The sequence below is a fragment of the Paenibacillus nasutitermitis genome (assembly GCF_014641075.1).
GTDB lineage: Bacteria > Bacillota > Bacilli > Paenibacillales > Paenibacillaceae > Paenibacillus_Z > Paenibacillus_Z nasutitermitis.
The window spans coordinates 929,675-951,556 of the sequence record NZ_BMHP01000003.1; the positions used below are offsets into that span (position 1 = coordinate 929,675).

Annotated in this window: 17 protein-coding genes and 1 riboswitch; of the genes, 8 read left to right on the forward strand and 9 right to left on the reverse strand. The window is 54.2% G+C overall.

All coding sequences use genetic code 11. The features are described from left to right. Nucleotides 1-23: 23 nt before the first annotated feature. The gene (locus tag IEY46_RS22940; protein WP_188995383.1) at nucleotides 24-983 is read left to right on the forward strand and encodes a carbohydrate ABC transporter permease; all 960 of its coding nucleotides are present in this window, start codon (nucleotides 24-26) and stop codon (nucleotides 981-983) included. A 45-nt stretch (nucleotides 984-1,028) separates the two neighbouring features. Continuing rightward, entirely contained in the window at nucleotides 1,029-1,856 is an 828-nt protein-coding gene (locus IEY46_RS22945; RefSeq protein ID WP_188995385.1) for a carbohydrate ABC transporter permease, read from the forward strand. A gap of 71 nt (nucleotides 1,857-1,927) precedes the next feature. On the opposite strand, the gene IEY46_RS22950 is transcribed toward IEY46_RS22945, so the two are convergent. Then, a complete protein-coding gene (locus IEY46_RS22950) occupies nucleotides 1,928-4,399 on the reverse strand; it encodes a glycoside hydrolase family 38 N-terminal domain-containing protein (RefSeq protein ID WP_188995386.1) in 2,472 nt (823 codons plus the stop codon). Nucleotides 4,400-4,534: 135 nt separating this feature from the next. On the opposite strand from IEY46_RS22950, the gene IEY46_RS22955 reads away from it, so the two are divergent. Then, entirely contained in the window at nucleotides 4,535-5,422 is an 888-nt protein-coding gene (locus IEY46_RS22955) for a helix-turn-helix domain-containing protein (protein ID WP_188995388.1), read from the forward strand. Here IEY46_RS22955 and IEY46_RS22960 read toward each other — a convergent pair. From IEY46_RS22960 to IEY46_RS22975, 4 genes are all read right to left on the reverse strand, one after another. After that, nucleotides 5,419-6,501 (reverse strand): efflux RND transporter periplasmic adaptor subunit, encoded by a 1,083-nt coding sequence (locus tag IEY46_RS22960; RefSeq protein WP_188995390.1) that lies wholly within the window; start codon nucleotides 6,499-6,501, stop codon nucleotides 5,419-5,421. The two genes, IEY46_RS22955 and IEY46_RS22960, sit on opposite strands and share 4 nt — an antisense overlap. Before the next feature lie 29 nt (nucleotides 6,502-6,530). After that, nucleotides 6,531-7,904 carry an ABC transporter permease gene (locus tag IEY46_RS22965; RefSeq protein ID WP_188995392.1) on the reverse strand — a complete coding sequence of 458 codons (1,374 nt, stop codon included), beginning with the start codon at nucleotides 7,902-7,904 and terminating at the stop codon, nucleotides 6,531-6,533. Further along, the gene (locus IEY46_RS22970) at nucleotides 7,901-8,617 is read right to left on the reverse strand and encodes an ABC transporter ATP-binding protein (RefSeq protein WP_188995394.1); all 717 of its coding nucleotides are present in this window, start codon (nucleotides 8,615-8,617) and stop codon (nucleotides 7,901-7,903) included. The genes IEY46_RS22965 and IEY46_RS22970 overlap by 4 nt, the downstream gene beginning before the upstream one ends. A gap of 190 nt (nucleotides 8,618-8,807) precedes the next feature. Beyond that, complete coding sequence (locus IEY46_RS22975) at nucleotides 8,808-11,042, reverse strand: S-layer homology domain-containing protein (RefSeq protein WP_188995396.1); 2,235 nt, start codon at nucleotides 11,040-11,042, stop codon at nucleotides 8,808-8,810. Between the two features lie 355 nt (nucleotides 11,043-11,397). Here IEY46_RS22975 and IEY46_RS22980 point away from each other — a divergent pair, with 355 nt between their 5' ends. From IEY46_RS22980 to IEY46_RS22995, 4 genes are all read left to right on the forward strand, one after another. Then, entirely contained in the window at nucleotides 11,398-11,985 is a 588-nt protein-coding gene (locus IEY46_RS22980) for a VOC family protein (protein WP_308422828.1), read from the forward strand. A 77-nt stretch (nucleotides 11,986-12,062) separates the two neighbouring features. Next, nucleotides 12,063-12,142, forward strand: a riboswitch (ZMP/ZTP riboswitch). A gap of 68 nt (nucleotides 12,143-12,210) precedes the next feature. Continuing rightward, a complete protein-coding gene (locus IEY46_RS22985; RefSeq protein WP_188995398.1) occupies nucleotides 12,211-12,804 on the forward strand; it encodes a DJ-1/PfpI family protein in 594 nt (197 codons plus the stop codon). A 14-nt stretch (nucleotides 12,805-12,818) separates the two neighbouring features. Then, nucleotides 12,819-13,304 (forward strand): GNAT family N-acetyltransferase, encoded by a 486-nt coding sequence (locus tag IEY46_RS22990; protein WP_188995400.1) that lies wholly within the window; start codon nucleotides 12,819-12,821, stop codon nucleotides 13,302-13,304. After that, nucleotides 13,301-13,441: a hypothetical protein gene (locus IEY46_RS22995; protein WP_188995402.1), complete on the forward strand. Its 141-nt coding sequence runs from the start codon at nucleotides 13,301-13,303 to the stop codon at nucleotides 13,439-13,441. Before IEY46_RS22990 ends, IEY46_RS22995 begins: the two co-directional genes overlap by 4 nt. Nucleotides 13,442-13,681: 240 nt before the next feature. Here IEY46_RS22995 and IEY46_RS23000 read toward each other — a convergent pair whose 3' ends face one another. Genes IEY46_RS23000 through IEY46_RS23010 form a run of 3 tightly spaced genes read right to left on the reverse strand, consistent with a single transcriptional unit; the run spans nucleotide 13,682 to nucleotide 17,844 of the window. After that, on the reverse strand, nucleotides 13,682-15,103 hold the full coding sequence (locus IEY46_RS23000; protein WP_188995404.1) for a sialate O-acetylesterase: 1,422 nt from the start codon (nucleotides 15,101-15,103) through the stop codon (nucleotides 13,682-13,684). 26 nt (nucleotides 15,104-15,129) lie between these two features. After that, nucleotides 15,130-16,074 (reverse strand): ROK family protein, encoded by a 945-nt coding sequence (locus IEY46_RS23005; protein ID WP_188995406.1) that lies wholly within the window; start codon nucleotides 16,072-16,074, stop codon nucleotides 15,130-15,132. 30 nt (nucleotides 16,075-16,104) lie between these two features. Beyond that, the gene (locus IEY46_RS23010; protein WP_188995408.1) at nucleotides 16,105-17,844 is read right to left on the reverse strand and encodes a class I mannose-6-phosphate isomerase; all 1,740 of its coding nucleotides are present in this window, start codon (nucleotides 17,842-17,844) and stop codon (nucleotides 16,105-16,107) included. Nucleotides 17,845-18,089: 245 nt separating this feature from the next. Here IEY46_RS23010 and IEY46_RS23015 point away from each other — a divergent pair, with 245 nt between their 5' ends. After that, the gene (locus tag IEY46_RS23015) at nucleotides 18,090-18,989 is read left to right on the forward strand and encodes an AraC family transcriptional regulator (RefSeq protein ID WP_188995411.1); all 900 of its coding nucleotides are present in this window, start codon (nucleotides 18,090-18,092) and stop codon (nucleotides 18,987-18,989) included. A 238-nt stretch (nucleotides 18,990-19,227) separates the two neighbouring features. Here IEY46_RS23015 and IEY46_RS23020 read toward each other — a convergent pair whose 3' ends face one another. Then, a complete protein-coding gene (locus IEY46_RS23020; RefSeq protein ID WP_188995413.1) occupies nucleotides 19,228-21,840 on the reverse strand; it encodes a glycoside hydrolase family 38 N-terminal domain-containing protein in 2,613 nt (870 codons plus the stop codon). Nucleotides 21,841-21,882 lie beyond the last annotated feature (42 nt).

The following is a 21,882-nucleotide window of genomic DNA, read 5'->3' on the forward strand; positions in this document are numbered from 1 at the left end:
TCCACACAAGGAGGCTACACGTTATGGCCGAGCAGATACAGCAACCAGCCTTGAGCAAACAGAACCGGCATGCGCCGCGCCCGGAACGCAAACCTGGTAAGGCCTCTGAAATATGGAAGCACCGCAAGGCCTACCTGGCGATTTCGCCATTTTACCTGCTGTTTGCGGTATTCGGCCTTTTTCCGATTGCATTCTCCATGTATCTGTCGTTTCAGCGATGGGATGGAATCGGGGATATGACATTTAACGGGTTGAACAATTACCGTTTTATGCTGAGTGATCCCGAATTCTGGAAGGCGGTCGGCAACACGCTGCTGATCTGGGTCTATTCCACTATTCCGATGCTGTTCTCGGCTCTGGTCGTCGCCTTCCTGCTGAACGCATCGTTCGTCAAATTCCGTACTTTCTTCCGGATCGGCTATTTTCTGCCAAATGTTACCTCGCTGGTGGCGGTAGCGATTATTTTCAGCACCCTGTTCTCCAATAATTACGGCCTGCTCAACTATATTCTCTCTTTGCTCGGCCTTACCTCTGTCGAGTGGCTGAACAAAACCTGGGGCATCCAGCTGGCCGTTTCCCTGATGGTGGTCTGGCGCTGGGTCGGTTATAACGCCGTCATTTATCTGGCTGGCCTGCAAAGCATTCCGACGGTGCTGTATGAGGCGGCCAAAATGGATGGAGCCTCCGGCCCCCAGGCTTTTTTCCGGATCACAGTCCCCATTCTGCGGCCGATTATTCTGTTTACCGTGATCACCTCCACCATAGGCGGTATGCAGATCTTCACTGAACCCCAGGTGCTTGTCGGCAATGATGGCGGCGTTAGCGGCGGCGGCCTCACCATCGTGCTTTATTTGTACCGCGAAGCTTTCATCAACAATTACTTTGGTTACGGAGCTGCCGTCGGCTGGGGAATGTTTGTCCTTATCGCTCTGTTCTCCATTGTGAACTGGAAGCTGGTACAGGGCAATTCGGTCAATAAATGACGATGACTCCCATATGGATGACACTCTATAAACGAGGTGAGAGAAATGCCAACAGCAAGATGGAAATCGGCTCTGCTTCATCTGGGATTGATTGCGGGATTTCTCGTTTCAATCTTCCCCTTTTATTGGCTCGTGGTGATGTCCACGCGCACGACAGCGGAAATTTACAGCTACCCGCCGAAGTTATGGTTCGGGGGCCAGCTGTTCGATAATATATCGCGGGTCATGGCCAGCATAGATTTCTTCGGCGCTTTCCTGAACACACTGTTCGTTGCCTGTGTCTGCACGCTGCTGGTGCTGTTCTTCGATTCGCTGGCCGGAATTACCTTTGCCAAATATGACTTCCCGGGAAAAAACTGGCTGTTCGTACTGCTGCTGGCTACCATGATGGCGCCTGCCCAGCTATCGCTTGTACCCTCCTTTGTCATAATGGCCAAATTCGGCTGGGTAGGCTCCTTCAAAGCCTTGATTATTCCTGGGATGGTGAATGCATTCGGCATTTTCTGGATTAGACAATATGCCGAGGAGTCCATACCTTCGGAGCTTCTGGACGCCGGGCGAATGGACGGCTGCGGGTTTTTCCGGCTGTACTGGAACATTTCGCTTCCGATCCTGCGTCCCGCGCTGTCCTTTCTGGGGGCGTTCACCTTTATTGGCGTATGGAATGATTACCTGTGGCCGCTTATTATCATTACCGATGAAAGCAAGTACACGTTGCAGATTGCTCTCTCTTCCCTGAACGGCATTTATATGACGGATTACTCCATGGTTATCGCCGGTACGCTTCTGGCCGTACTGCCGCTGATTGTGCTGTTTCTTTTTATCAGCAAGCAGTTTATTTCCGATATCGCCGCAGGCGCCGTCAAAAGCTGAGCGGCCTTATCTTAAACAGCAAACAGCCCGCCATGCATGGATCGGCATGGCGGGCTGTGCTTGCGAAATGTTTATTGTTCAGCGATCATCGAACATTCGTCGATCGTTCCGGCTTGCGGATCGACGCGGAAGGTTTTGATTTCAAAGCCGTTTACGTGCACATCCAGTTCGATGCCAAGCACGGGCAAGGATAAACGGGTCACCCGAGCCGTACCGGTCGGTTCAAACAGCCGCACCGTAAAAGCGCCATCCGTCTCCTGTTTGAAGGCACTGAGCTGCACGACTTCGTCCGACAATCCGACTGCGGATGCCGGAAGACTACCGTCGCCGGACGGGAAGAAGGAGAGGGCATAAGGCTTCTCATTGTGAACGCCAGCCTCGCGGTCCACCCGGGCAAGCCGGTCTTCCGTTTCCGAAGCGTTCAGCCAGAAGGTATACAACCGCTCGCCTTGATCGATTCTCGGGAGAAAGCGGTCCTGCGGCAGAATCGTCCGCCCCGGAATGGGATGAGCGCAGTAACCGGCTCCGCGCAGCAGCGACAGCCGGATTTCCCCATCCCTGAAGTCGGAACCGTATATCCCGTCGTTTACACAAGTGACTGTCCGGTTATGCTCGCGGGATACGACGGCGACCCACTTCTGAGCGACCGTCTCCGTTCCGTCCGCGGCAAGCTCCCCCGCTCCGAACGCGCTCTGCCCAATATATCGGCCATCCTTGATCCCGGTCGGGATGGACAGCTTCAGCATCTTGTTCTTCTCGTTCCAGAAGACACGTACATGGACCTCGATTTGCGTCCCCTGCTTCGGCAGCTTGTAGGTGATGCATAGCGACGACTCATTGTACTGCAGCACCGCTTCTATAATGGTGCGGACCTCTCCGTCCTCCACCACCCGCACGGAAGGCAGCAGCGCCTGCGTCAGCCCGGAGAAATCGCTGCCCCGGCCGCGGTCCATCAGCTTAAATCCACCGATCACCGGACCAAAGTCATACCGGTCCATTCTCCAGGGATCCTCATTGTCCTGCAGCACCAGCGGATGAAAGGCGCCGGGAGCCAGGCAGGATACCCCGTTCACTTTATATTCATCCAGCAGGCCGGTGCCTGCGTTGATCACCACTTCCAGCTCGCCGGTTCGGAAGGTAAACCGTCCATCGCTTTCCACAAGCTGCGGCTTCGGCTTGCTGTCCAGCCGTTCAATGCGGCAGTCGAACCGGTTCATCGACGACGGTGCAAGCTCGGCACGGAAGACGACTTTTTTGCGCCAGTCCAGATTCAAATTGCTGGCTTCCTTCTCCGCCTGGCCGGGAAGTCTTATGCCGTCCCTGTAGACGATCGGCTGTGAGAATTCTTCTTTCCAGTTCTGATCCTCCAGCATGAATTCGCATTCGAAGAGGCCCGTTACCGGGAAGGGATGCGGGTTGTAAACAAGGACAGGGTATTCCTGAAGCTCAGCCTTCGGCTGACCGGCAGCCAATGCGAAGAACGCCCTGGCTTTCAGGCGTGCCGTAATTTCCAGGCCATGGTCCAGCAGGCGCAGCGACGTCTCCTCCACCTGCTGTACGGACGAGCCTGGCAGTATATCGTGAAACTGCGCCGTCATCAGGTCGCATGCGGCTTCGTGCAGGTCGGCGGCAGGATAATGCAGCAGCCCCTGAATCGCCGCTGCGGACAGCATCTTCTCCGTCATGTACAGCTCGTTCTCCAGCTTGCGGTGCTGCTGTTTAATCCGGATCATCGACGTATAACATCCCACATTGCAAGAAACGAGATCGCCTGCGAATGACGGCAGCTCCTTCAAGCCGGGGAGATCCCGGAAATATTGCTCCGGCGTGGAATGAACGAGCTCGAAGGTTTCCGTCTGCTCCTTCAGCCGGGCAATCCGGTCAAGGTCCAGCCTGGAAGCGCCGCCGCCGTGATTGCCGACTCCCCACAGAATCAGACCCGTCGGCTCTTCAGGATTCTGCTCCAGCCACTGGGCGATCTTCTCGTGGGCATTTCCGAGCTGGCTGTTGTAGCCTCCCTGGACTTTGTGGACCATAATCCGGCTCCCGTTATAGCCTTCCCAGATGAAGTCATGGGCGGGGAGCGTCTCCATAATGTCGGGACGCATGAAGATATACGAATCGAAGCCCGCCAGCCGCATAATCTGCACCAGTCCCCGCGAGTGGCCGAAGGAATCAAAATTGATTGCTGTTGTCGGGCGCACGCCGAATTTATCAAGGAAATAACGGCGGCCAAGCTCGATCTGGCGGACAAACGATTCCCCTGAAGGCATATTGCAGTCCGGCTGCAAATACCATCCCCCCATGATATGCCACTTGCCGAGCGCGACCAGCTTCTGGATCCGCTCGAAGAGTACAGGCTCGTACTCCTCCACCCATTTGTACAGAATCACCTCATTGTGATTAAACACATATCCCTCATATTCCTCGCAGAAATCGGCGGCTGCGCGAAAAGTCGAGATTGCGGCTGCCGCCCCCTCCTCCCATTCCCACTGCCAGACTGGATCCAGGTGCGCGTTGCTGAGCAAATGAAGTTTTTTCATGGTTAACTCCTTCTTGTATCGATTTCTTTTTCCTCCTTTCATTTTGAATCAGCAGCCGCCTTGGAGTAAATCGCTTATTCTCATCACTTTTTGTCCTATTATGATATAGTGAAGAAAAAGCGGAGGAGTCTGATTATGGATATTCCAGCCTTGAAAGTGCAATTGCCGCCTATATTCAATCGTTTATGCCATGAAATTACCGTCAATGATACCGTGATCGACTGGATCGATATCACTTTTGAGCAAATAGGCAATGCCACAAGCTGTCCTCCGCATTCCCATACCTGGTTCGAATTCAATTATGTGCTCTCCGGCTATATGATCACGAGCTTCGGCAGCGTCTCCCGCACGATCCGGGAAGGCGATTTCTTCCTGATTCCGCCGGGCGTTGTCCATTCCCATATCTACACAAAAGGAAACCCTCATGAAGGCTTCAGCTTCAGGTTCAGGCTCCGGGAGCTTAACGGCCCTAGCTCCGGCAGCATCTACCCCCGGCTTGCCCGGTTGGGAAGCTGGAGGGTGGACGGCTACCGGGACAGCTCCGGGCTGCTGGACCATCTGCAGTATTTCTTTCACGATGCCGCGCACGGGGGATCTCCTCTTGGGCTGCAGCTGATGCTTGTCCAGTTCCTGGAGAAGCTGGCGGCCGTGCAGCAGTCGGACAAGCAGAATATCCCGTACGAAGCGGAGCTCCCTGATCAGCTGGTGAAGAAAGTGGAAATTTACATGGAGGGTGTTTACGGGGATCAACTGAATGCCACGGCGCTTGCCGCCTCCCTGCATATGAGCTATGGCCATCTATCCAGACTGTACAAGCGGCGGACGGGAATGACGATTATTGAGCGGATGAACCAGATCCGTCTGGCCAAAGCCTGCCACCTGCTTGAGGATCCTCAACTGTCCATCAAGGAAATCGCCGCCAAGGCCGGTTTTCCGGATATCTACTATTTCAGCAAGGCGTTCAAGCGCAAGCTCGGCGTCAGCCCGTCTATTTACCGCAAGCAGCTTGTCCAATCCAACTAATTCAGAATGACAGTATCGCCTGCCTTCAGGCCTTCCAGCACCTCCGTATTCTCCGGCGTTTCCATACCAATTTTGATATCCTTCCGCTCATAGACGCCTTTTTCTTTCTCCAGCATGACATAATAAGCATTCTGCTCGCGCATAACCGCGATCGTAGGCACAACCGTTACATTTTCCTTGCGGGTGATTTCAATTTCACCGTTCAGGCTAAGGCCGGCTATCAGATATTCGCTGGGCTCCAGGGCAACAACCACCTCGAACTGGGCGGCCTGGTCGGCATTGCTCTGCTCTGCTCCGGTCTTGGCAAATTTGGATACCTTCAGTACACTGCCCTTGAGCTTAAGCTCCTTCTTCGCCGTCATCTTGACCACGACCGGCATGCCCGGCTTGATGCTGAAAATATCCTGTTCGCCGACATACGCAATCAATTGGAGCTTGTTCAGGTCGACGATTTTGCCCACGTATTGATTTTCGGTTACTGCCTGTGGACGGGCATTGGCGCTGTCGTACAGAAAGATGCCCGAAGCGGGGGAACGGAAGTTGGCTTCGCCAAGCTTGGCCTTGCGCTGCGCAATATCCTTGAGCTTGATTTCGCTCGTCACATCGCTAAGCTCCTGATTCAACCGGGCAACCTCTTTGGCTGCAAGCCCCCGAATCCTGGCCGATTCATCGCCCTCTAGCGTTTCCGTTCCCTGATCAAGCTGACCCATGAACGCATTCAATTGGGCTTCCAGCTTCGATTTATGTATTTCCGCTTCCTGCTGCGTGATTTCATTCTGGATCTCTGTCTGATCCAGCCGGAAGAGAGCATCTCCTTTCTTCACCTGCTGGCCGTCCTCCACGCTCCACGCCTTGACTCTCGAGCCAAAAGGAGCGTAGACCAGCGTTTCCTGCTCATACATGGATTTCCCCTTTACCTCCACCGTATTCACCAGCGTCTTCTTGGCAACCTCGAAGGTGATGGCCTGGTTGTTCATCGTTTCCTCTACCTTGGGAGCCGGCTTCGATACCGTGTAGAGCGTGTAGCTGATGCCAATCAGAATAACCCCCGCAATCAGCCATTTTATTTTTTTCTTCATGCTTCTTTCCCCTCTCCTGCCTGTTATGGCTAATCTCTTCGGATGGCGGTCAGAGCATCGGTGCGCGACGCGCTGATAGCCGGATAGATGCCGGATAATACGCCAGTCATAATAGCAAACAGCATGCCTACAGGGATCGTCATCAGCGGGATGAAGATGATGACTTCCTCCTGCCCGGAGCTGACGGCATTTATAATTCCGTTAATGCCCCATACGATCCAATAGGAGAACAGCACGCCCAAAAGCCCGCCAAGCAGTCCCAGAAGCGCCGCCTCTACAATGAACATATTGCGGATTTGTCCCAGATTCGCGCCGAGCACCTTCATAATTCCGATCTGCCGCCGCCGCTGGTAAGTGGACATGGTCATCGCCACCACGATAGAGATAGAGGCGATAATGAGGATAAACACACCGCCGCCCAATGCCACGCCCTTGATGATGCTGAACTGCTGGGCGATCCGTTCCTTTTGCTGCAGATTCGTTTGGGTCGAGAGCGTCAGCTTCTGAATCTGTTTCTCCACCTGCTCGACATTCGCCTGGTCGTCTACCTTGACGACCACGGAATTATAGCTGTCCGCTTCAGCAGGCTGATTGGCCCGGTCGGGGTATAATTCCTGCTCCAGTATTCGGGCCGTCTCCAGGGAGACATATGCTTTCTTGTCATAAGCAATCGAATCCTCATTTGCCCCGCTGGGTTTCTTCAATATGCCGGCGACGCGGTAAGGCGAGCTGTTCGCCGCTTTCCCATTTTCCTGTTGAAAGCTGCGGAACTGCAACTGCCTCTGATAAAGGGAGGAGGGCACCCGATTCAGTTTATTGTATTGCTCGGTCAGCTTGGTGTCATAAGGATTGCGCTGAAGCTGATCGATCAGGTTCTGGCGGGTCTCATCATCGACGAGTCCCAGCGTCGCCCCATAGCTGAGAATCACGGTTCCCTCCCCATCCAAAGCCGAGCCCTGCATGAGCGGCTTGTCAAAATCCTTGAGCAGCTCCAGGTCAGTTCCGATAATTTCGATATAGGAATTGCGGTTATCCATGGTCAGCATTTGAAAACTGTTCAGCTGCTGGAATGCCGCAGCCGCTTTCACATGGGGTATATTGCGGATAATTTCCAGCTTCTGCTGTGTCAGCTTCCCCCGCTCAAGATTTTCGGAATCTGCGGAAGCGCTTTGCCCCTGGCTGCTTGATGAGGATACACCGCTGTTCTCCATGACGGTTATTTCATCCATCTTGAAAAAGCTGTTCATTTCCTGCTCAATATAAGTCTGTGCAGACTGGCCGACGCTCAAGGCTACGACGATCGCCGCGCACCCGATAGAAATACCTGCCGCACATAGCGCCGTAACCACCTTGCGCCGTTTCACCTGATCCCATGAGAGGCGTGTAATATCGCGAATTCTCAACTCTTGACCTCCCTTCCCCTGACTGCGCCGGCCGCCTCTGTCTCTTTCTCTGTCAGCAGCGAACCGTCACGCAGCGTAATAATATGCTGCGTCTGCTGGGCGACCTCACGTTCATGCGTCACGATGATAAAGGTGGTTTGCATCGTTTTGTTGAGGTTCTTCAGGATGGCGATAATTTCTTCCTCCGTCCTGGTATCCAGATTTCCCGTAGGCTCGTCCGCAAAAATAACAGACGGCTCGGTAATGAGCGACCGTGCAATGCTGACGCGCTGCTGCTGTCCCCCGGAGAGCTGGGAAGGAAATTGCTCCGCCTTCTCCGGTATGCCCACCTGAGCCAGAAGGGCGAGCGCCTTCTGTTTGCGGATAGAAGGATGAACGGATTGAAAAACAAGCGGCAGCTCCACATTTTCGCGGACCGTGAGGTTCGCAATCAGCTCGTAAGCCTGAAAAATAAACCCGATATGCGCACGGCGGAATTCGGCAAGCCGGTTCTCCCCCATCTCCACAATATTATGGCCGGCAATATGGATCGCGCCTTCCGTGGGTTTCATTAAGCCCGCCATCAAGTTGAGCAAAGTGGACTTTCCGGAGCCGGAGCTTCCAAGCAGCGCGATCATCTCGCCCTGTTTGACCTGGAAACTGATATGCTGGAGCACCGGAGTTATTTCACTGCCATTCTTAAAAGAATGCGATACATCTTCAACACGCAGCATTTATCCAACCCTTTCCTTATACAAATAACAACCCGGTAATCCTTATCAATACCGGTTTCCTTCTATTTAACGATTGATTGGGACAAATAGATTTATATGGAAATAGGGTTTTAAAAACGAAAAATAGCGCTGCAGGTTGAAGCACCTGAAACGCTATTTTTTTTGCAATGATGCTGGTCTCTGTAGAGGATTACTGCTGCCTCACGCTTAATAAGCTGACAATAGCGCTGACGGCTTCGGCTCTGCTGGCCAGCGCCTTGGGCGTGAAGTTGTTGCCCGGTTTGCCGCCGACCACGATGATCCCATTCTTCTCCGCCGTCGCAGCCGAAGCTTTGGCCCATGCGGGAATGTCCCCGTCATCGGCATACCCTGTGATAGCGCCAGGGTCGACCGGCAGGCCAGACGCCTTGACAACCATGGAGGTTAGCTCGGCATGGGTGATGTTGGCATTGGGCCGGAACGACCCGTCCGCATATCCGTTAATGAAGCCGAGAGCGACTGCCTTTTGAACCGCCGCCATTGCCCAGGACGGAATCGCTTCGTTGTCCTTGAACTTAAGCGGTGCTGCCGCGGTGTCTGTTTTTAAACCGTTCATGAGCATCACGGTAAACTCTGCCCGGGTAATGTTCGCATCCGGGCGGAAGGTACCGTCAGGATATCCCTTGGCAACCTCCATGCCTGCCGCAGCACGGATGCTCTCCTCCGCCCAATTTCCTTTCGTATCCGCATAGGAAGGGGCATCACCGGAAGCCGCTGCCACGGTTACGATACAGGCGGCGAAGAACTCGCCGTCTTCCGTTTTGACGCTGATTTGGGCCGTTCCTACCGACAGCGCCGTCACTTTCCCTTTTGCATCAACCTGGACCGCCGAAGGTTTGCTGCTCTTCCAGGCTACTTTCTTATTCGCCGCATTGGTTGGAATTACGGTAGCGGATAAGGTTTCGCTCTCCCCCATCCGCAGCGAAAGAACGAACTTATTCAGCTTGACGCTTGTCACCTCGATTGCCCCGGATTTGCTGCTAACGGTAACGACGCATGCGGCAGAAAGCCCATTGTCCGCGGCAGTGGCAGTGATGGTGGCCTTGCCGGAAGAGATAGCCGTTACCGCGCCGCTGCTGTCCACGGAGGCAATGCCGGGATTCGTGCTGCTCCATATTACTTTGGGATTGGAGACATTGGCAGGCTCCATCACAGCTTTCAAATTCCCGGAGGTTCCCGGCTCCAGCGCAAGCTCCGACTGGTTCAAAGCGATTTTATTTACCGGTATCGACAGCGCATAAACCAAGCCGCTGCTTTCCAATGAATACAGCGTATTGCCGGGACCAACTGCCGGCTTGTAGACCTTGCTTGTTTTCATGTCAAATTTCCACCCCACCCTGCCGCTTGGCAGCACGGCGTAGATGGAGCTTCCGGCCGCTTTTTTAGTCGATGTTGCCGCATAGATCTTCCCGTCCGCTCCGATCACGGGAACCGCGCTTACCGGCCCGTTCAGAACCGCTTTCCATTTGAGCTTCATATCCGGCAAAAGGGCATACAGTGTGGAATCTTCGGCACCGAAGTAGATGGCTCCATCCGCTCCGACAGCCGCCGATGTGATGCCCCCGCCTGCTGTGAACCCGCCTCTTTTGGTGCCGTCCGGTGAAACGGCCGTGATCCTGCCTCCGGATGATCCGACATAGATAACCCCCTCCGGACCTACAGCAGGACTCGTAATAAAGGGGGCATCCCCTTTGAACGTCCATTTCATGCTGCCGTTGGGTTTAATGGCATACAGCGTGTCTCCGGCGTTCGCCGCATAGACCGTCCCGTCATCTCCGACGGCTAAGCTTATGGAAGAGTATTTACCTAATTCAATAGACCATTTCACCGATCCGTCGGCGGAATGCAGCGCATACAGAACCCCGTCTCCCGGTGCGACATAAAGCACGCCGTCCTTGCCCGCAACAGGTGGCGTATGGAAAAGCAAATCCTGGCCAAAGGACCATTTGACCGATCCGTTCGGGTTCATCGCCAGTAGGGTTCCCGAACCGAAAAAACCCATCGTCCCTACATAAACGGTACCATCATCCCCTGTGAAAACAGATGTGGATACGATCAGCTTGGTGTCTGTCTTCCACTGCAGGGTCCCGTTCGGATTAATGGCAAGCAGCCCCTGATCCCCTGCGCTTTTTCCAATATAACTGACATACAGGGTCCCATCCGGGCCTACCGCAGGATCCATCAGTATCTCTTTGTTTCCCATGTCATAATTCCAGCGCACGGCAGGTTTCTCCTGAAGGACGACCGCACCCGAAATGACCGAACCCGGGAGTGGAATAATGGAAGTTGTCGGATCCCCGGCCGGCAACGCCCCCGCAGCAGAGGAAAAGGAAGCACAACCCAGCAGAAAAAGCAAAACCATGATCAGATGCTTTCGTTTTGGCATAACATGATCTCCTTCTTTTAAATCGGATGCAAGCCGGTCTTACAAGTCAGGGGAATGCTCCCCATAACCGCTTCAGAGAAAGCTGGATTACTTTGTCTTTTCCACCATTTTAAGATCAGCATAGTGAAAGGCCCCGCTGCTGTCAACAATAAAAAATGACAGATTATGGTTTTCGTTTCTTGATAAAAAACGGCACGTTTTTCAGTCCGCCATTTGGTATTATAGAGCTAAGAACGGACGGCTTCACGTCAGGAAACGGGTGGATTGGAAACGGCAAAAGCGGTGCAGCAGGCTATCGGTTATATAGAGGGGCATCTCTTCGCGCGAATAGAGCCGCCGGATGTGACGAAGCCTGATGGGCCGCCAGCCTTTTCAGGGAGGGTTCCGGTTCAGCGAGCATGCCAGAAAACATCAGGTTGGGAGAGCTTCCGGTAAGCTTTTCGTACGCGGAAAGGGAGCGGACCGGGGAACCGAGTGGTACAAGCCGGTCGTCATGCTGAATGCGGCCAAACTATTATTTGGGGGAATGGATATGAGCAATTCCGAGCAAGAGAAGCCGTCCAAGTCTGTTAAGCAAAGCCCGATCAAAAACAAGGTAGGCGATATTTTCGTGCCCGTCCGGGATATCGAGCGCTCGCGCGAATGGTATTGCCGCTTGCTGGGACTGAATGCAGATTGCGAGATTATGAACGGCCATCTCTGTCCGCTGCCGATGGAGGGCTCCGGCCTGATTCTCGACACGATGCCCATGTGGGGCGGGAAGGAACCAGGCGGCGCCCCGAATATTAAGACGCCTGCGTTTATGCTGATGACCGACGACCTTCAGGCATCTTATGATTTTGCCAAAGCAAATGATGTCACCCTCGTGACCGGTATTCAGGATAATCACTGGTTTGTGATCAAAGATCCCGATGATAATTTACTGATGATTTGCCGGGAATAAGTAACTTTGCAGCAAATGTTGGGACATTAAAATACTTGAATATTCAGACAATAAAAGATAAGATAATAACAATTAAATAAGCGGTGTGTGACTGGCGTAAACATGGATAACCATGAGGGAACACATGTAAAAGCGGCCGTACGCCTGGGCAAAGTATTTGATCCACATGGGATCAGATACTTTTTTTTGTTTCATACAACAAACAGAAAGGTTGGTAAGCAGAAAATGAAAATGGCCTTTATTTTATTTGACGGGATGACCCTGCTGGATTTTTCGGGTTTTTATGAGGCGGTAACATGGATGGGAATTCTGAAGGCGAAAGAAGGCGTGACCTGGGAATTCTGCTCAACGAAAGCAGAAATCACGGACGACCGGGGACTCACGATTAAAGTGCCGCATGTCTATCCGGATCTCTCGGGGTATGACCTGCTGTTCGTCCCCGGCGGATTTGCCACACGGCAGCTTAAAGATGACCCCGATTTCATCTCCTGGCTGCAATCGGCGCGTAATGTGGAGATCAAAGCTTCGGTTTGTACAGGATCCCTGCTGCTGGGAGCGGCCGGCTTCCTGGAAGGTAAACGTGCTACGACAAATCCTTCTGCTTATGAGCTGCTGGCCCCTTATTGCTCTGAGGTCGTCAAGTCGCGGATTGTCAGGGATGGCAATGTGTTCACCGGCGGCGGCGTCTCCGCTTCGCTTGATCTGGGATTATACCTGGTGGAATCCTTGACGAGCACGGAGTTTGCCCGGCAGGTACAAGAGAAAATGGATTATCCCTATTATCGGCCGGGACAGATGATTGAGCAGCCGGGCACCTGACAGGAGGAGAACGATTGATCATTCGCACGCTTGAACCAGACGATCCTGCCATTGTCCAAAACTTTCTGGCAGAGCATCCTTTGGCTTTTCTGGATTTCATCAGGAGGAAATATCCCGAACGCTGGAATCAGTTTCTGGCAACAAGGGATTTCCGGAGGAGCGGCTATTATGTCATGCTTGACGAAAATGGCGACATCATCGGTCATGCCGGCTATCTGTTTAATGAGGAAGTGCATAAATACGAAATTGTCGGCGTTGCCGCCAGAGTAAATCAGCAAAGGAGAGGGGTTGGCAAAACCCTTCTTCATACCATCTGCTCGACCCTTGCTGATCTGGGCGCTGCAAAGGTTATCCTTTATACGTTGGACCACCCTCCTCATACCGCTTCGGCATTGGCCTTCTACAGGGGCATCGGGTTCGAATGCACGCTCCATGAACAGGATTATTTCAGGCGGGATTATCATCGGGTCACATTTGAAAAGAAGCTGACTAAAGGATGATAAGCGGTAACGTTATAATCGCTTTTCATTCCGTAATTGCAGCTCCAGCTCCTGCATCCGAGGATGCTCAGGATGACCTGCGCAGCAAGCCCGGAAGCTTCTCCAGCAAACAGCTGCTCGTAAAAGCGTCGCCGTAAATCCATTCGGGATCCTCGAGCCAGTATTAAGAACATGCCTTAAGCAGAAACATACCCTCCGATTCATACCTTGCAAGGGTATGCCCGCCAGGGACGGCGTTCTCGAGGGGGAATAGTCGTCCTCCCTGCGGCTGAATTTCCTAAGAACCGATTCGATCTATGTTTGCCCGGGGTTTGTTCAAAGAAGAACCAATAATAGCTTGGGGGACGTCTGAATTACACGATTATCGTCTGCAGCTACTAACAGTCGGAAGGATCGACCGGCAGACCGTAAAAGGCCAGCATCGGCCATTGGGTTGCGTTATCGAAAGGCACGTAATAAGCCGGGTTGGTCTCGAACGCGCCATGAACGGCGGCACCTTCCTGTGGATGACGGGACAGAGTGAGCAGCACTTCATGGTCGGCGATGATGTGCCATTCCATCACGCCTATCCGCCCGGCGGCATCTTCGACCGTAAACACATCCTCCTTCGTATGGGTCAGAAGAAAACCCGCCACGTCCGCGAATTGGAGAACGATTTCTGACACCTCCGTCTCCGGATTAACGCGGGACAATGCCTTCACGGCGCGGGGAGCGCGGTAAGGAAGATGACTTCCGTATACGGCGGATAAAGCAACACGGGCCAAACGCTCGCCAATCTTCAAGTTCCCTGCAGGACTGTTATGAATGTTATCCGACAGCGGACTGTCCAGCGCTGGAACGACATATACACCCGGGATTTCTTCCGCGGCTTGCTTCTGCGCTTCCCGGACCCTTCCCCAACAGCGGTCCAGGGCATCCGAGACCTCCCAGCCAATCAAGCGGTTAAGCTGGACCGTCAATACCGGCAGTGTATCCAAGCCGAAGTCTTCCCGCCAATGGTCAACAACCGTCCGGAACCTGCGCAGATAAGTGACCGATTCGTCCGTTTCCGGCATATTCGCATCGGAGCAACCCTGATACCAGAGAATCCCTTTGATTTTCCTGCCCGCCTGTTCGACAATCTGCTTCATATTCCGGTAAAGCTCGCCTTCCTCTTCCGGATTCCAGCTTCGCAGATGCGAGCCCCCAAGCGCGGTCTGAATCAATCCGATCGGATACCCGGTCGCCTGTTTCAGCCTCTTGCCGAACACCAGAAAAGGAGAGTGCCCGGGATTGGACCATTCGCGATTGGGCGGATGGAGCGTTCCTGTCGATTCATTGAGCGGATGGGTGGCCATATCCCAATGTCCATTGTGACGAAGCATATGCACGCCAAGCTCCGGTTGATCGTCGTAAGGTCCTTTGCCATAGCCGGCCGCATTGCTCTGCCCGGCGATTATCCATAGGTCGCCAACGCCGAGATGATGGATCATATCTCCCCGCAGCGGCCACTCCATCGCCGGATCGTCCTTGCGGATCCGAAGACAGGTTTCCGCGCGGTACAAGCCTCCAGCCGGCACAGACAACCGCACCGACCAATGCTGTTTCTCATGCATGCCGCAAGGCTGCCATGGCAGGACGGCTTGCCCGTCCTCTTCATTCACGATTCGGACATAAGCCTTCACGAGGTCCGGATCGTAGTCGCCGTTTACATTCCAATCCCCTCTCAGCGAGAGATCAGCATATCCTCCCGTCTGCTGCAATACAGTCCACGATGACGGCCCTTCCGTCACGCGAACGCCGATTTGGCTTGTCTCCATGGGCAGTTCTCCTTCTTTTCCAAGATTCATGGCCTCCGCGCTTCGCAAAGCAAATGGGACAAGCCCAGCATAACCGATATTTCCGGGTCTTCCGCAACCTCGAAACGGGGTGTCCCCCAAGGTGTCCATGCCAGTGCCAGGACCCGCTCAGCCACACGCGGGAGCAAGTACGCCGCCGACTTCATCAGACCTCCGCTAAGTACGACGACTTCTGGATCGTAAGCATGAATCAAATTGACGATGCCCGCGCTCCAGTGCAGGATAAGATCGTCCATAAGCTGCCGGGCGCACTCGTCCCCTTCTGCGTAGGCCTTGATGACGCCCTCGTAGCCAAGCGGGTTTTCCCGGGCCAGCGCGCTTGAAGAGAATCCATCGATTTTCCCCGCCCGCTGCGGGATAGCCCAGTGACTTGCCTGGGCTTCGAGGCAGCCGACGTTGCCGCATAAGCACGTCTCGCCATAGATATCGGTTGCCAGATGTCCGCCGAGAATACCCGCCTGATAATGAGATCCCCGAACGATGGCACCGTTCATGATCGCAGCCGTCCCGATGCCGGTGCCGAATATTACGAGAACCGCATCCTTGGCGCCCCGGGCGGCTCCATATGCCGCTTCCCCGATAAGGGCCGCTCTGGCGTCGTTCTCCATAGCCAGCGGGAGGGAAAATGCCGAATTGGTCCAGTGCGTGAAATCGAATCCGGCCGCATCGGTATATTTATCTTTAATTGCCGAGAGCACCTGCTTGCGCTTCGAATCGACAATGCCGGGGAGTGCCAGACCGATGCCGCTGCACTGCTGCAGCGATACGCCCGCTTTCGCGAGCAGTTCGTGGACGGATCGTTCCACGTCAGGCAAGCGAGAGCCAAGACCTCCTGCCGAATGAGCCGGAATGCTTTTTTTTGCGGCCACCATTCCGGCCTCAACCAGACCAATTTTAATATTCGTTCCGCCGAAATCTATGGTGATGTTCACGCCGGAATCCCCCTATGCCGGTAATCGAATTCAAGTTCTGACATACGCTTTGATGGTTGCCAGGGGCTTCCCTTGGCTTCGATCAGACGGACGGATCGAGTAATGTCCGACGGCTGCCGGAATAATGAACGTCTCCGCATAATGGACTGTGAAAGGCGGAAAAGCGCCGGTCGGACTTTCCACGACCGCTTCCTCCCCTTCCACGAGATTCAGCACTTGAACTCCGCCGTTTGTGTAATGATCGACCTTGCTCGTAAACCAGTGGCGCCGGGTCTCGATGAATTGCAGCCCGTGAAGGCCTGTTCGCTCTTCGGTCCACCCATCGCCCCCCGCGATCTGCTCCGCCTGATTGATTAAATTCCGCGTTACCCAGTCGGTCCGGCGGTCCCACTCAATGTTGCGCCGTCCATGCTGCAAATGCACCGGCCGTGGCTTCCCGTCCAGTCCCAGGCGGTCCCAGTCCCACAGCTTGAAAGTAAAGATATACGGCGTCGCACTGATTTCGAGCACCATGGCGTTGCTCCCGGAGCAATGCACCGTACCGGCAGGGATGGAGAAATGATCGTGCTTGCGGGCCGGGAAAATATTGACGTACCGGTCCGCCGGAAACGATATCTCTCCCTCTTGAGCCCGCTCAAGATCGCGCATCATCGCTTCGGGATCGGCCTCTTCCTTGCATCCCAGGTAAACGACCGCATCGTCATCCGCATCGAGAATGTAATAGCTCTCATCCTGCGTATAGGACATTCCGAACCGGTCTTTAATATAATCCGTCAGCGGATGCACCTGGAGACTTAACGGTTGTCCGCCCATTGTATCCAGGAAATCGAAGCGAATCGGGAATTCCGCTCCGAAACGCGCGAATACCCCTTCGCCCAGCAGAGCCTTCGGTTCGAAAAACACCAGGTTGATGGAAGGGATCTCCACCCTTGTCCCGCCATATTGAAGATACAAGCTGTTCTCTTCCGGCACGCCGTCAAATCCCCATGCGTAAGGATGATCCTTGGGCTCAAGGCCGATTTTCTCTTCAAGCCAATGGCCGCCCCAGACGCCAGGGTCGAAGTAGGGGACAAGTCGGAACGGCCGATTCACCGCCTGTCCGAGTCCCGCAAGCAAGGCATTCTTCGTCAGCATTGCGGGGTCGTCCTTCCGATTCGTATCCAGATAATAATGCACCTGCGGGAGCAGCCCGCGCTTCAGACGATCCGCCGTACGCCATTCGACGAAGAACCCGCGTTTGTACTTCTTGAGGATTTCTTCATTGCTATTATCCGCCTGCCAATTGCCGAACTCCCGGCTCCGGTACCGCTGCTGAATTTCCCAACGCGCCAGATCGGCATAAATCAGAAGGTCGCCGGCTCCCAGCAATGACGCTCCGAACCCGATCGCGATGACAACGCCTTCCCGGATCTCCTGCATTTCCTTCGTTAGCGCCGCAAGCTTGCCGGCGTCGTACCATTCATCTATCGTAAATGGCGCCATATAGCCGAAGACGCGATCGTCCGTTAAATACCGTGAGAGCTTCGCCTCCAACTGCTGAGAATCCAGCGCCGCATCCTCGGATCTGATAATTCGAACCGGCTTCAGAGCCTGAAGCCCATTCAGAATTTCGTTTATTCTTACGGCCGGATAACACTCGATGACGATAACCGTTTTCCCTTGCGGTTTAATAACGCCTTCCAGTTGCCGGACAATGGCGGAGTATCCTTGCCACACCTCGCTGTCCCTGCCGGAAATCGGAATGAACGGTTCTTTTTCGTATGATGGCATGTTGAGGCACCCCTTTTCCTCTGATTCTGATTCTATTTCTGCATATGCGGAAATTATATTCATTGTAGGAGCTAGCCGCCCGGAAGTCTTTGTAAAGAGGAGACAGTAATTTATAAAAAATAGACACGGTCGCACACTCATTGAATTCGTTTTCCTTCTCCAGTATGATGGGTATATCTCCTCCAAAAAGAGCGCTTCCAAGACTGCGACGAATATCGCCTTTCAATCGGATGGTGTCAGACAAAATGAATTTCACTCAACAGGAACTTGATAACAGCAATGCCGTTCTGAACGATTTCGCGGTCAATTTGCGCGGTTCGGAATTATCCTTCTATGTCCACTATTGGGGGGGCGAGAAGAAGCTGTACACGAACCATGTGCACAAACACTCTTTCTTTGAAATCTGTTACGTGATCGACGGGGAAGGCACTTATGAGGAGGGGGAAGACCGGGTTCCTCTAAATCCTGGAACGCTGTTCATGTCCCGTCCCCATCTCAAGCATCAAATTATTAGCAGCGAAGGGTTATTCATTATTTTCGTTGCGTTCGAGATGATCCCTTCCGAATCTTCCACAGAAGGGGTCCGTCGGTTTCAGAACATGGAGAAATTCAGGACGTTCCATATCCAGCAGGCGGAGCAGCTGCCTGCCGTCATGATCTGGCTGGCGCTGCTGAAGCAGGTCAAACATGCCGAGCGTTTCTTCGAGGACAGTATCCTCGGCTTGTCGGGCGCGCTTATTACTGCCTTTGAATGCACATTCGCCGATACGCGGAGCGCTGCGAAATTGCGTGTGAGCCAGCCTTCGTCCTCCAGCTTGGTGCATCGGGCGAAGCTGTATATCCGGGACAATCTGGCGCAGGATCTGAACCTCGCCTCGGTGACGAAGCATCTGCACGTATCCCCGCGCCACCTGTCCCGCTTGTTCAGCGAGGAACTGGGTCAGACGTTTACGAATTACGTGCGCAAAGAACGGATACGTCAGGCAGTCATTCTGCTGACCACTACGGACTGGTCCATTAAACGGGTCGCAGAGGAGACCGGCTTCGATACAGTTCATTACTTCACGACGGTGTTCAAAACGGAAATGGGCGCGCCTCCGGGACAATTTCTCAAGAAGCTGAAGGAACATACGGAGTTGTTCTAGTGGTGCGCTGCGCTGCCCGATCGATACCGGATGAGCTTCTTATTAGCACAACATAAGCACCATATTAAGCGCCTTATAATCACCTCTGAACCGTGACATAGTCACGCCACGAACCCAGAACTTGACAATCACCCCTTCGGAACGAACCGCATGAAAGGGGACAGGACGGATGACATTACGCCCTGTCCCCCTGCAGCGACGATCCGAAGGGGTGTTATCATGTCAATGGAACTGCCGGTTATTCTCGCACGGCCCGATGAAGGCGAAGCGTAATCAGCTGGCCTGCTTCAAGCCGCCCGTGAACTTCGCCTTCGGTCAAGGGGAGCTCAGAGAGGTTCTCCTCCAGTATATTGGCCTGGAATGCTTGCACAATCCGCGTTCCCGGTATCCTGATGACGAAAGCTGCCGCTTCGTCCTTCCAGTTGTGCAGGCGGACAATCATTCCGTCACCGGTTGCAGCCGGTTTGACATATACGGGAACGACGCCTTCCCCGGCTGCTTCCAGCAGCGTGTCTTCCTTGTCCACCGGACAGTCGATAACAGGAAACATCTGTATCGGGTGGGAGGCGAGGATGCCTTGCCGGATCATCTCTGAAGGCTCGAATGCCGTGAACGTGTGCAGCCGATATTTGACTGTCACCCTTCCTGGCTGGGAAGCTCTGAAATTGGTATCCCAATAATTGTTGACCGGCCACGCCAGCAGTAGCGGATTTTCATTTCTCGGGATCGAACGGCTCTCCTGGCCGAAGTTGAAATCACCGATCTGAACCAACGGGGCATCGGGGCAAGACAGCGTGACGCCGTGGCTTCCGTCGTACATGGATACCGCTTGATCGACGGTGACCCAGTCCCGGCATACGCCCGGCAGTTGGTCCTCGTCCAGCCGGATCAGAGCGCCGGCGCTGTCGTAGACCGCCTTCCAATCCTTGTTCAACTGAAGCGGAAAAGCGAAATAAATCGCTTCCGGCTCCCGCGTATCCTCCATATCCATCGAAGCGCTAAGCTCGATTCCCGGCTCAGCGTGGAACAGGGTAATCTTCTGTTCCAGCCGGCGAACGCCCGGCGTTTCCCATATCAGGGTCAGTGTGACCCCGGAAGCATGCAGATCTGTCGACATCGAGACGAGCCGCTGCGCTCCCTTTCTGTCGGCCTTCCATCCATGATTCCAGCAGCTGATGCTGTTGTTGCATTTCTCGATTTCCCGTTTGAACAACGTCTCCCGATGCTGTCTGTTATGCAGCGAGTCCGGCGTCTCCCGGACGAATTGGAAGAACGTCCACTCGCTGCCCGGATCGATCAGCTGCCAACCGCTGATCTTGTCGACCAGTTCCGTAATTCTACCCGTCTCCGGATCGATCGACAGCCGGTAATATGGTGTCTCCACCCTTCCTTCCGCTACGGATACATCGGTGTCTGCGGAGGCCAAAGCGGGTAAATCATCCGCATCCTGCACAGAAACGAACTTGTAGCTGAACGGCGGCAGAGCGACCGTCCCCCGGGACGGCAGCATCCAGTCCGTATCGCCATTGTTCTGATTCGCATGGAACCGTGCCGCGGACGTATGTCTTCCTTCATGAAACCAATAGTCCGGCAGGCGGACATCAACTGTCTGCTCCACGGCCGAAGGATTCACGAGCAGGACGCCGTCAGGCTTGCCGGACTGAAGCGGATTGCCGGCGAGCCGCTCCAGCTCGCAGTTCAGCAGATACCCGCTGAGACTGTTGGCTTGGTAGGCGGAATGCGCCTTGTGCATCCACTGGATCTTGGTGAATCGTGCGTCCGGATCGACCACGGAAATGTTCGCTCCCCACGTATGCTCGTCGTACAATTGCACCTGTTCCCAGGCTTTATTGTACATATTCGCGTGCTGCCCGTCCGTGCCGGGAAAAGCGGCGGCGAGAAATTCCGCGCTCTTCAAGCTGATCTTGGTCCGGCGGCTTAGGCTCGTCTCGTCCGCGGAGCTTGCGGCCCCGAAGTTCCAGTAGTCGGTCCAGTCGCCATGGAAGACTGGCACTTCTTCACGCGGCAGCTCCCGCAGCCTATCAAGCAGCATCTCCGGCGTTGCCATTCGGATGCGCTGCTCATGGCCCTCTTCGTTCCATAACCTGATCATCCGCAGCAGCTCTTGATCTGGCGGTGTATTATCAAGCATCGGTATATTGGTCGCTGACAGGTAGATGAAATCGTACGGATACCCTTCGCTTTCAAGCCGGGCTATATAACGGTCCAGCCCCTGCTTCATGAGCCCGGTGCTCATCTCCTCCAGCGAGCAGAATTGGGTGAACAGTGAATAATGCTCCCCATGGAAAGTGAGCAGCTCACTCCGGTCCGGCGCCGCCCAACGAAAGACGCTTGGTCTAGTCAGCGGGATGCCGCCGAAATGCGTATTGATGCCTGTCGTATAGAGTTCCACTCCGGCATCCGTCAGCAGCTGCGCAAAAGACCACGGCTGCCCGTTGATATCATGGTTGATCGCCGTGCGGATGGTGATTCCGAACTTATCGCGCAGCGTTTTGACCGGATAAAGCATTCGTGCTATCTCTTCGGCGCTGCATAGCGGCGTGCCGTGCATATTCGTGGCCGAAATGCAGATTTGCCCGCTGCGCAAGCAGGCGGCAAACCGTTCTACCTGACGGCTTTCGGCGTCTTCCAGCCATTTCATCACCGGCGCGGTCGCCTCACATGTCCAATAGAAGCGGTTCTCGGCAGAATCGTTCGCGGTTTGCTCGCACAGATCGATCGCCTGATCGATATACGTTTTCTGCAGCTCCCAGAGCACGGGCTGCGGATGGGTATAACCCACATCCAGATGGCTGTGATGATATACGAGTATTTCTTTGATTCTGGTCATACGATGGCCTCATTTCCGGGTGGCATGATGGTTCGCATGCAG

Coding starts and splice junctions, on each gene's coding strand:
- IEY46_RS22940 (WP_188995383.1), top strand. CDS start 24: ATGGCCGAGCAGATACAGCAACCAGCCTTGAGCAAACAGAACCGGCAT.
- IEY46_RS22945 (WP_188995385.1), top strand. CDS start 1,029: ATGCCAACAGCAAGATGGAAATCGGCTCTGCTTCATCTGGGATTGATT.
- IEY46_RS22950 (WP_188995386.1), bottom strand. CDS start 4,399: ATGAAAAAACTTCATTTGCTCAGCAACGCGCACCTGGATCCAGTCTGG.
- IEY46_RS22955 (WP_188995388.1), top strand. CDS start 4,535: ATGGATATTCCAGCCTTGAAAGTGCAATTGCCGCCTATATTCAATCGT.
- IEY46_RS22960 (WP_188995390.1), bottom strand. CDS start 6,501: ATGAAGAAAAAAATAAAATGGCTGATTGCGGGGGTTATTCTGATTGGC.
- IEY46_RS22970 (WP_188995394.1), bottom strand. CDS start 8,617: ATGCTGCGTGTTGAAGATGTATCGCATTCTTTTAAGAATGGCAGTGAA.
- IEY46_RS22975 (WP_188995396.1), bottom strand. CDS start 11,042: ATGCCAAAACGAAAGCATCTGATCATGGTTTTGCTTTTTCTGCTGGGT.
- IEY46_RS22980 (WP_308422828.1), top strand. CDS start 11,398: ATGGGCCGCCAGCCTTTTCAGGGAGGGTTCCGGTTCAGCGAGCATGCC.
- IEY46_RS22985 (WP_188995398.1), top strand. CDS start 12,211: ATGAAAATGGCCTTTATTTTATTTGACGGGATGACCCTGCTGGATTTT.
- IEY46_RS22995 (WP_188995402.1), top strand. CDS start 13,301: ATGATAAGCGGTAACGTTATAATCGCTTTTCATTCCGTAATTGCAGCT.
- IEY46_RS23000 (WP_188995404.1), bottom strand. CDS start 15,103: ATGGAGACAAGCCAAATCGGCGTTCGCGTGACGGAAGGGCCGTCATCG.
- IEY46_RS23010 (WP_188995408.1), bottom strand. CDS start 17,844: ATGCCATCATACGAAAAAGAACCGTTCATTCCGATTTCCGGCAGGGAC.
- IEY46_RS23015 (WP_188995411.1), top strand. CDS start 18,090: ATGAATTTCACTCAACAGGAACTTGATAACAGCAATGCCGTTCTGAAC.
- IEY46_RS23020 (WP_188995413.1), bottom strand. CDS start 21,840: ATGACCAGAATCAAAGAAATACTCGTATATCATCACAGCCATCTGGAT.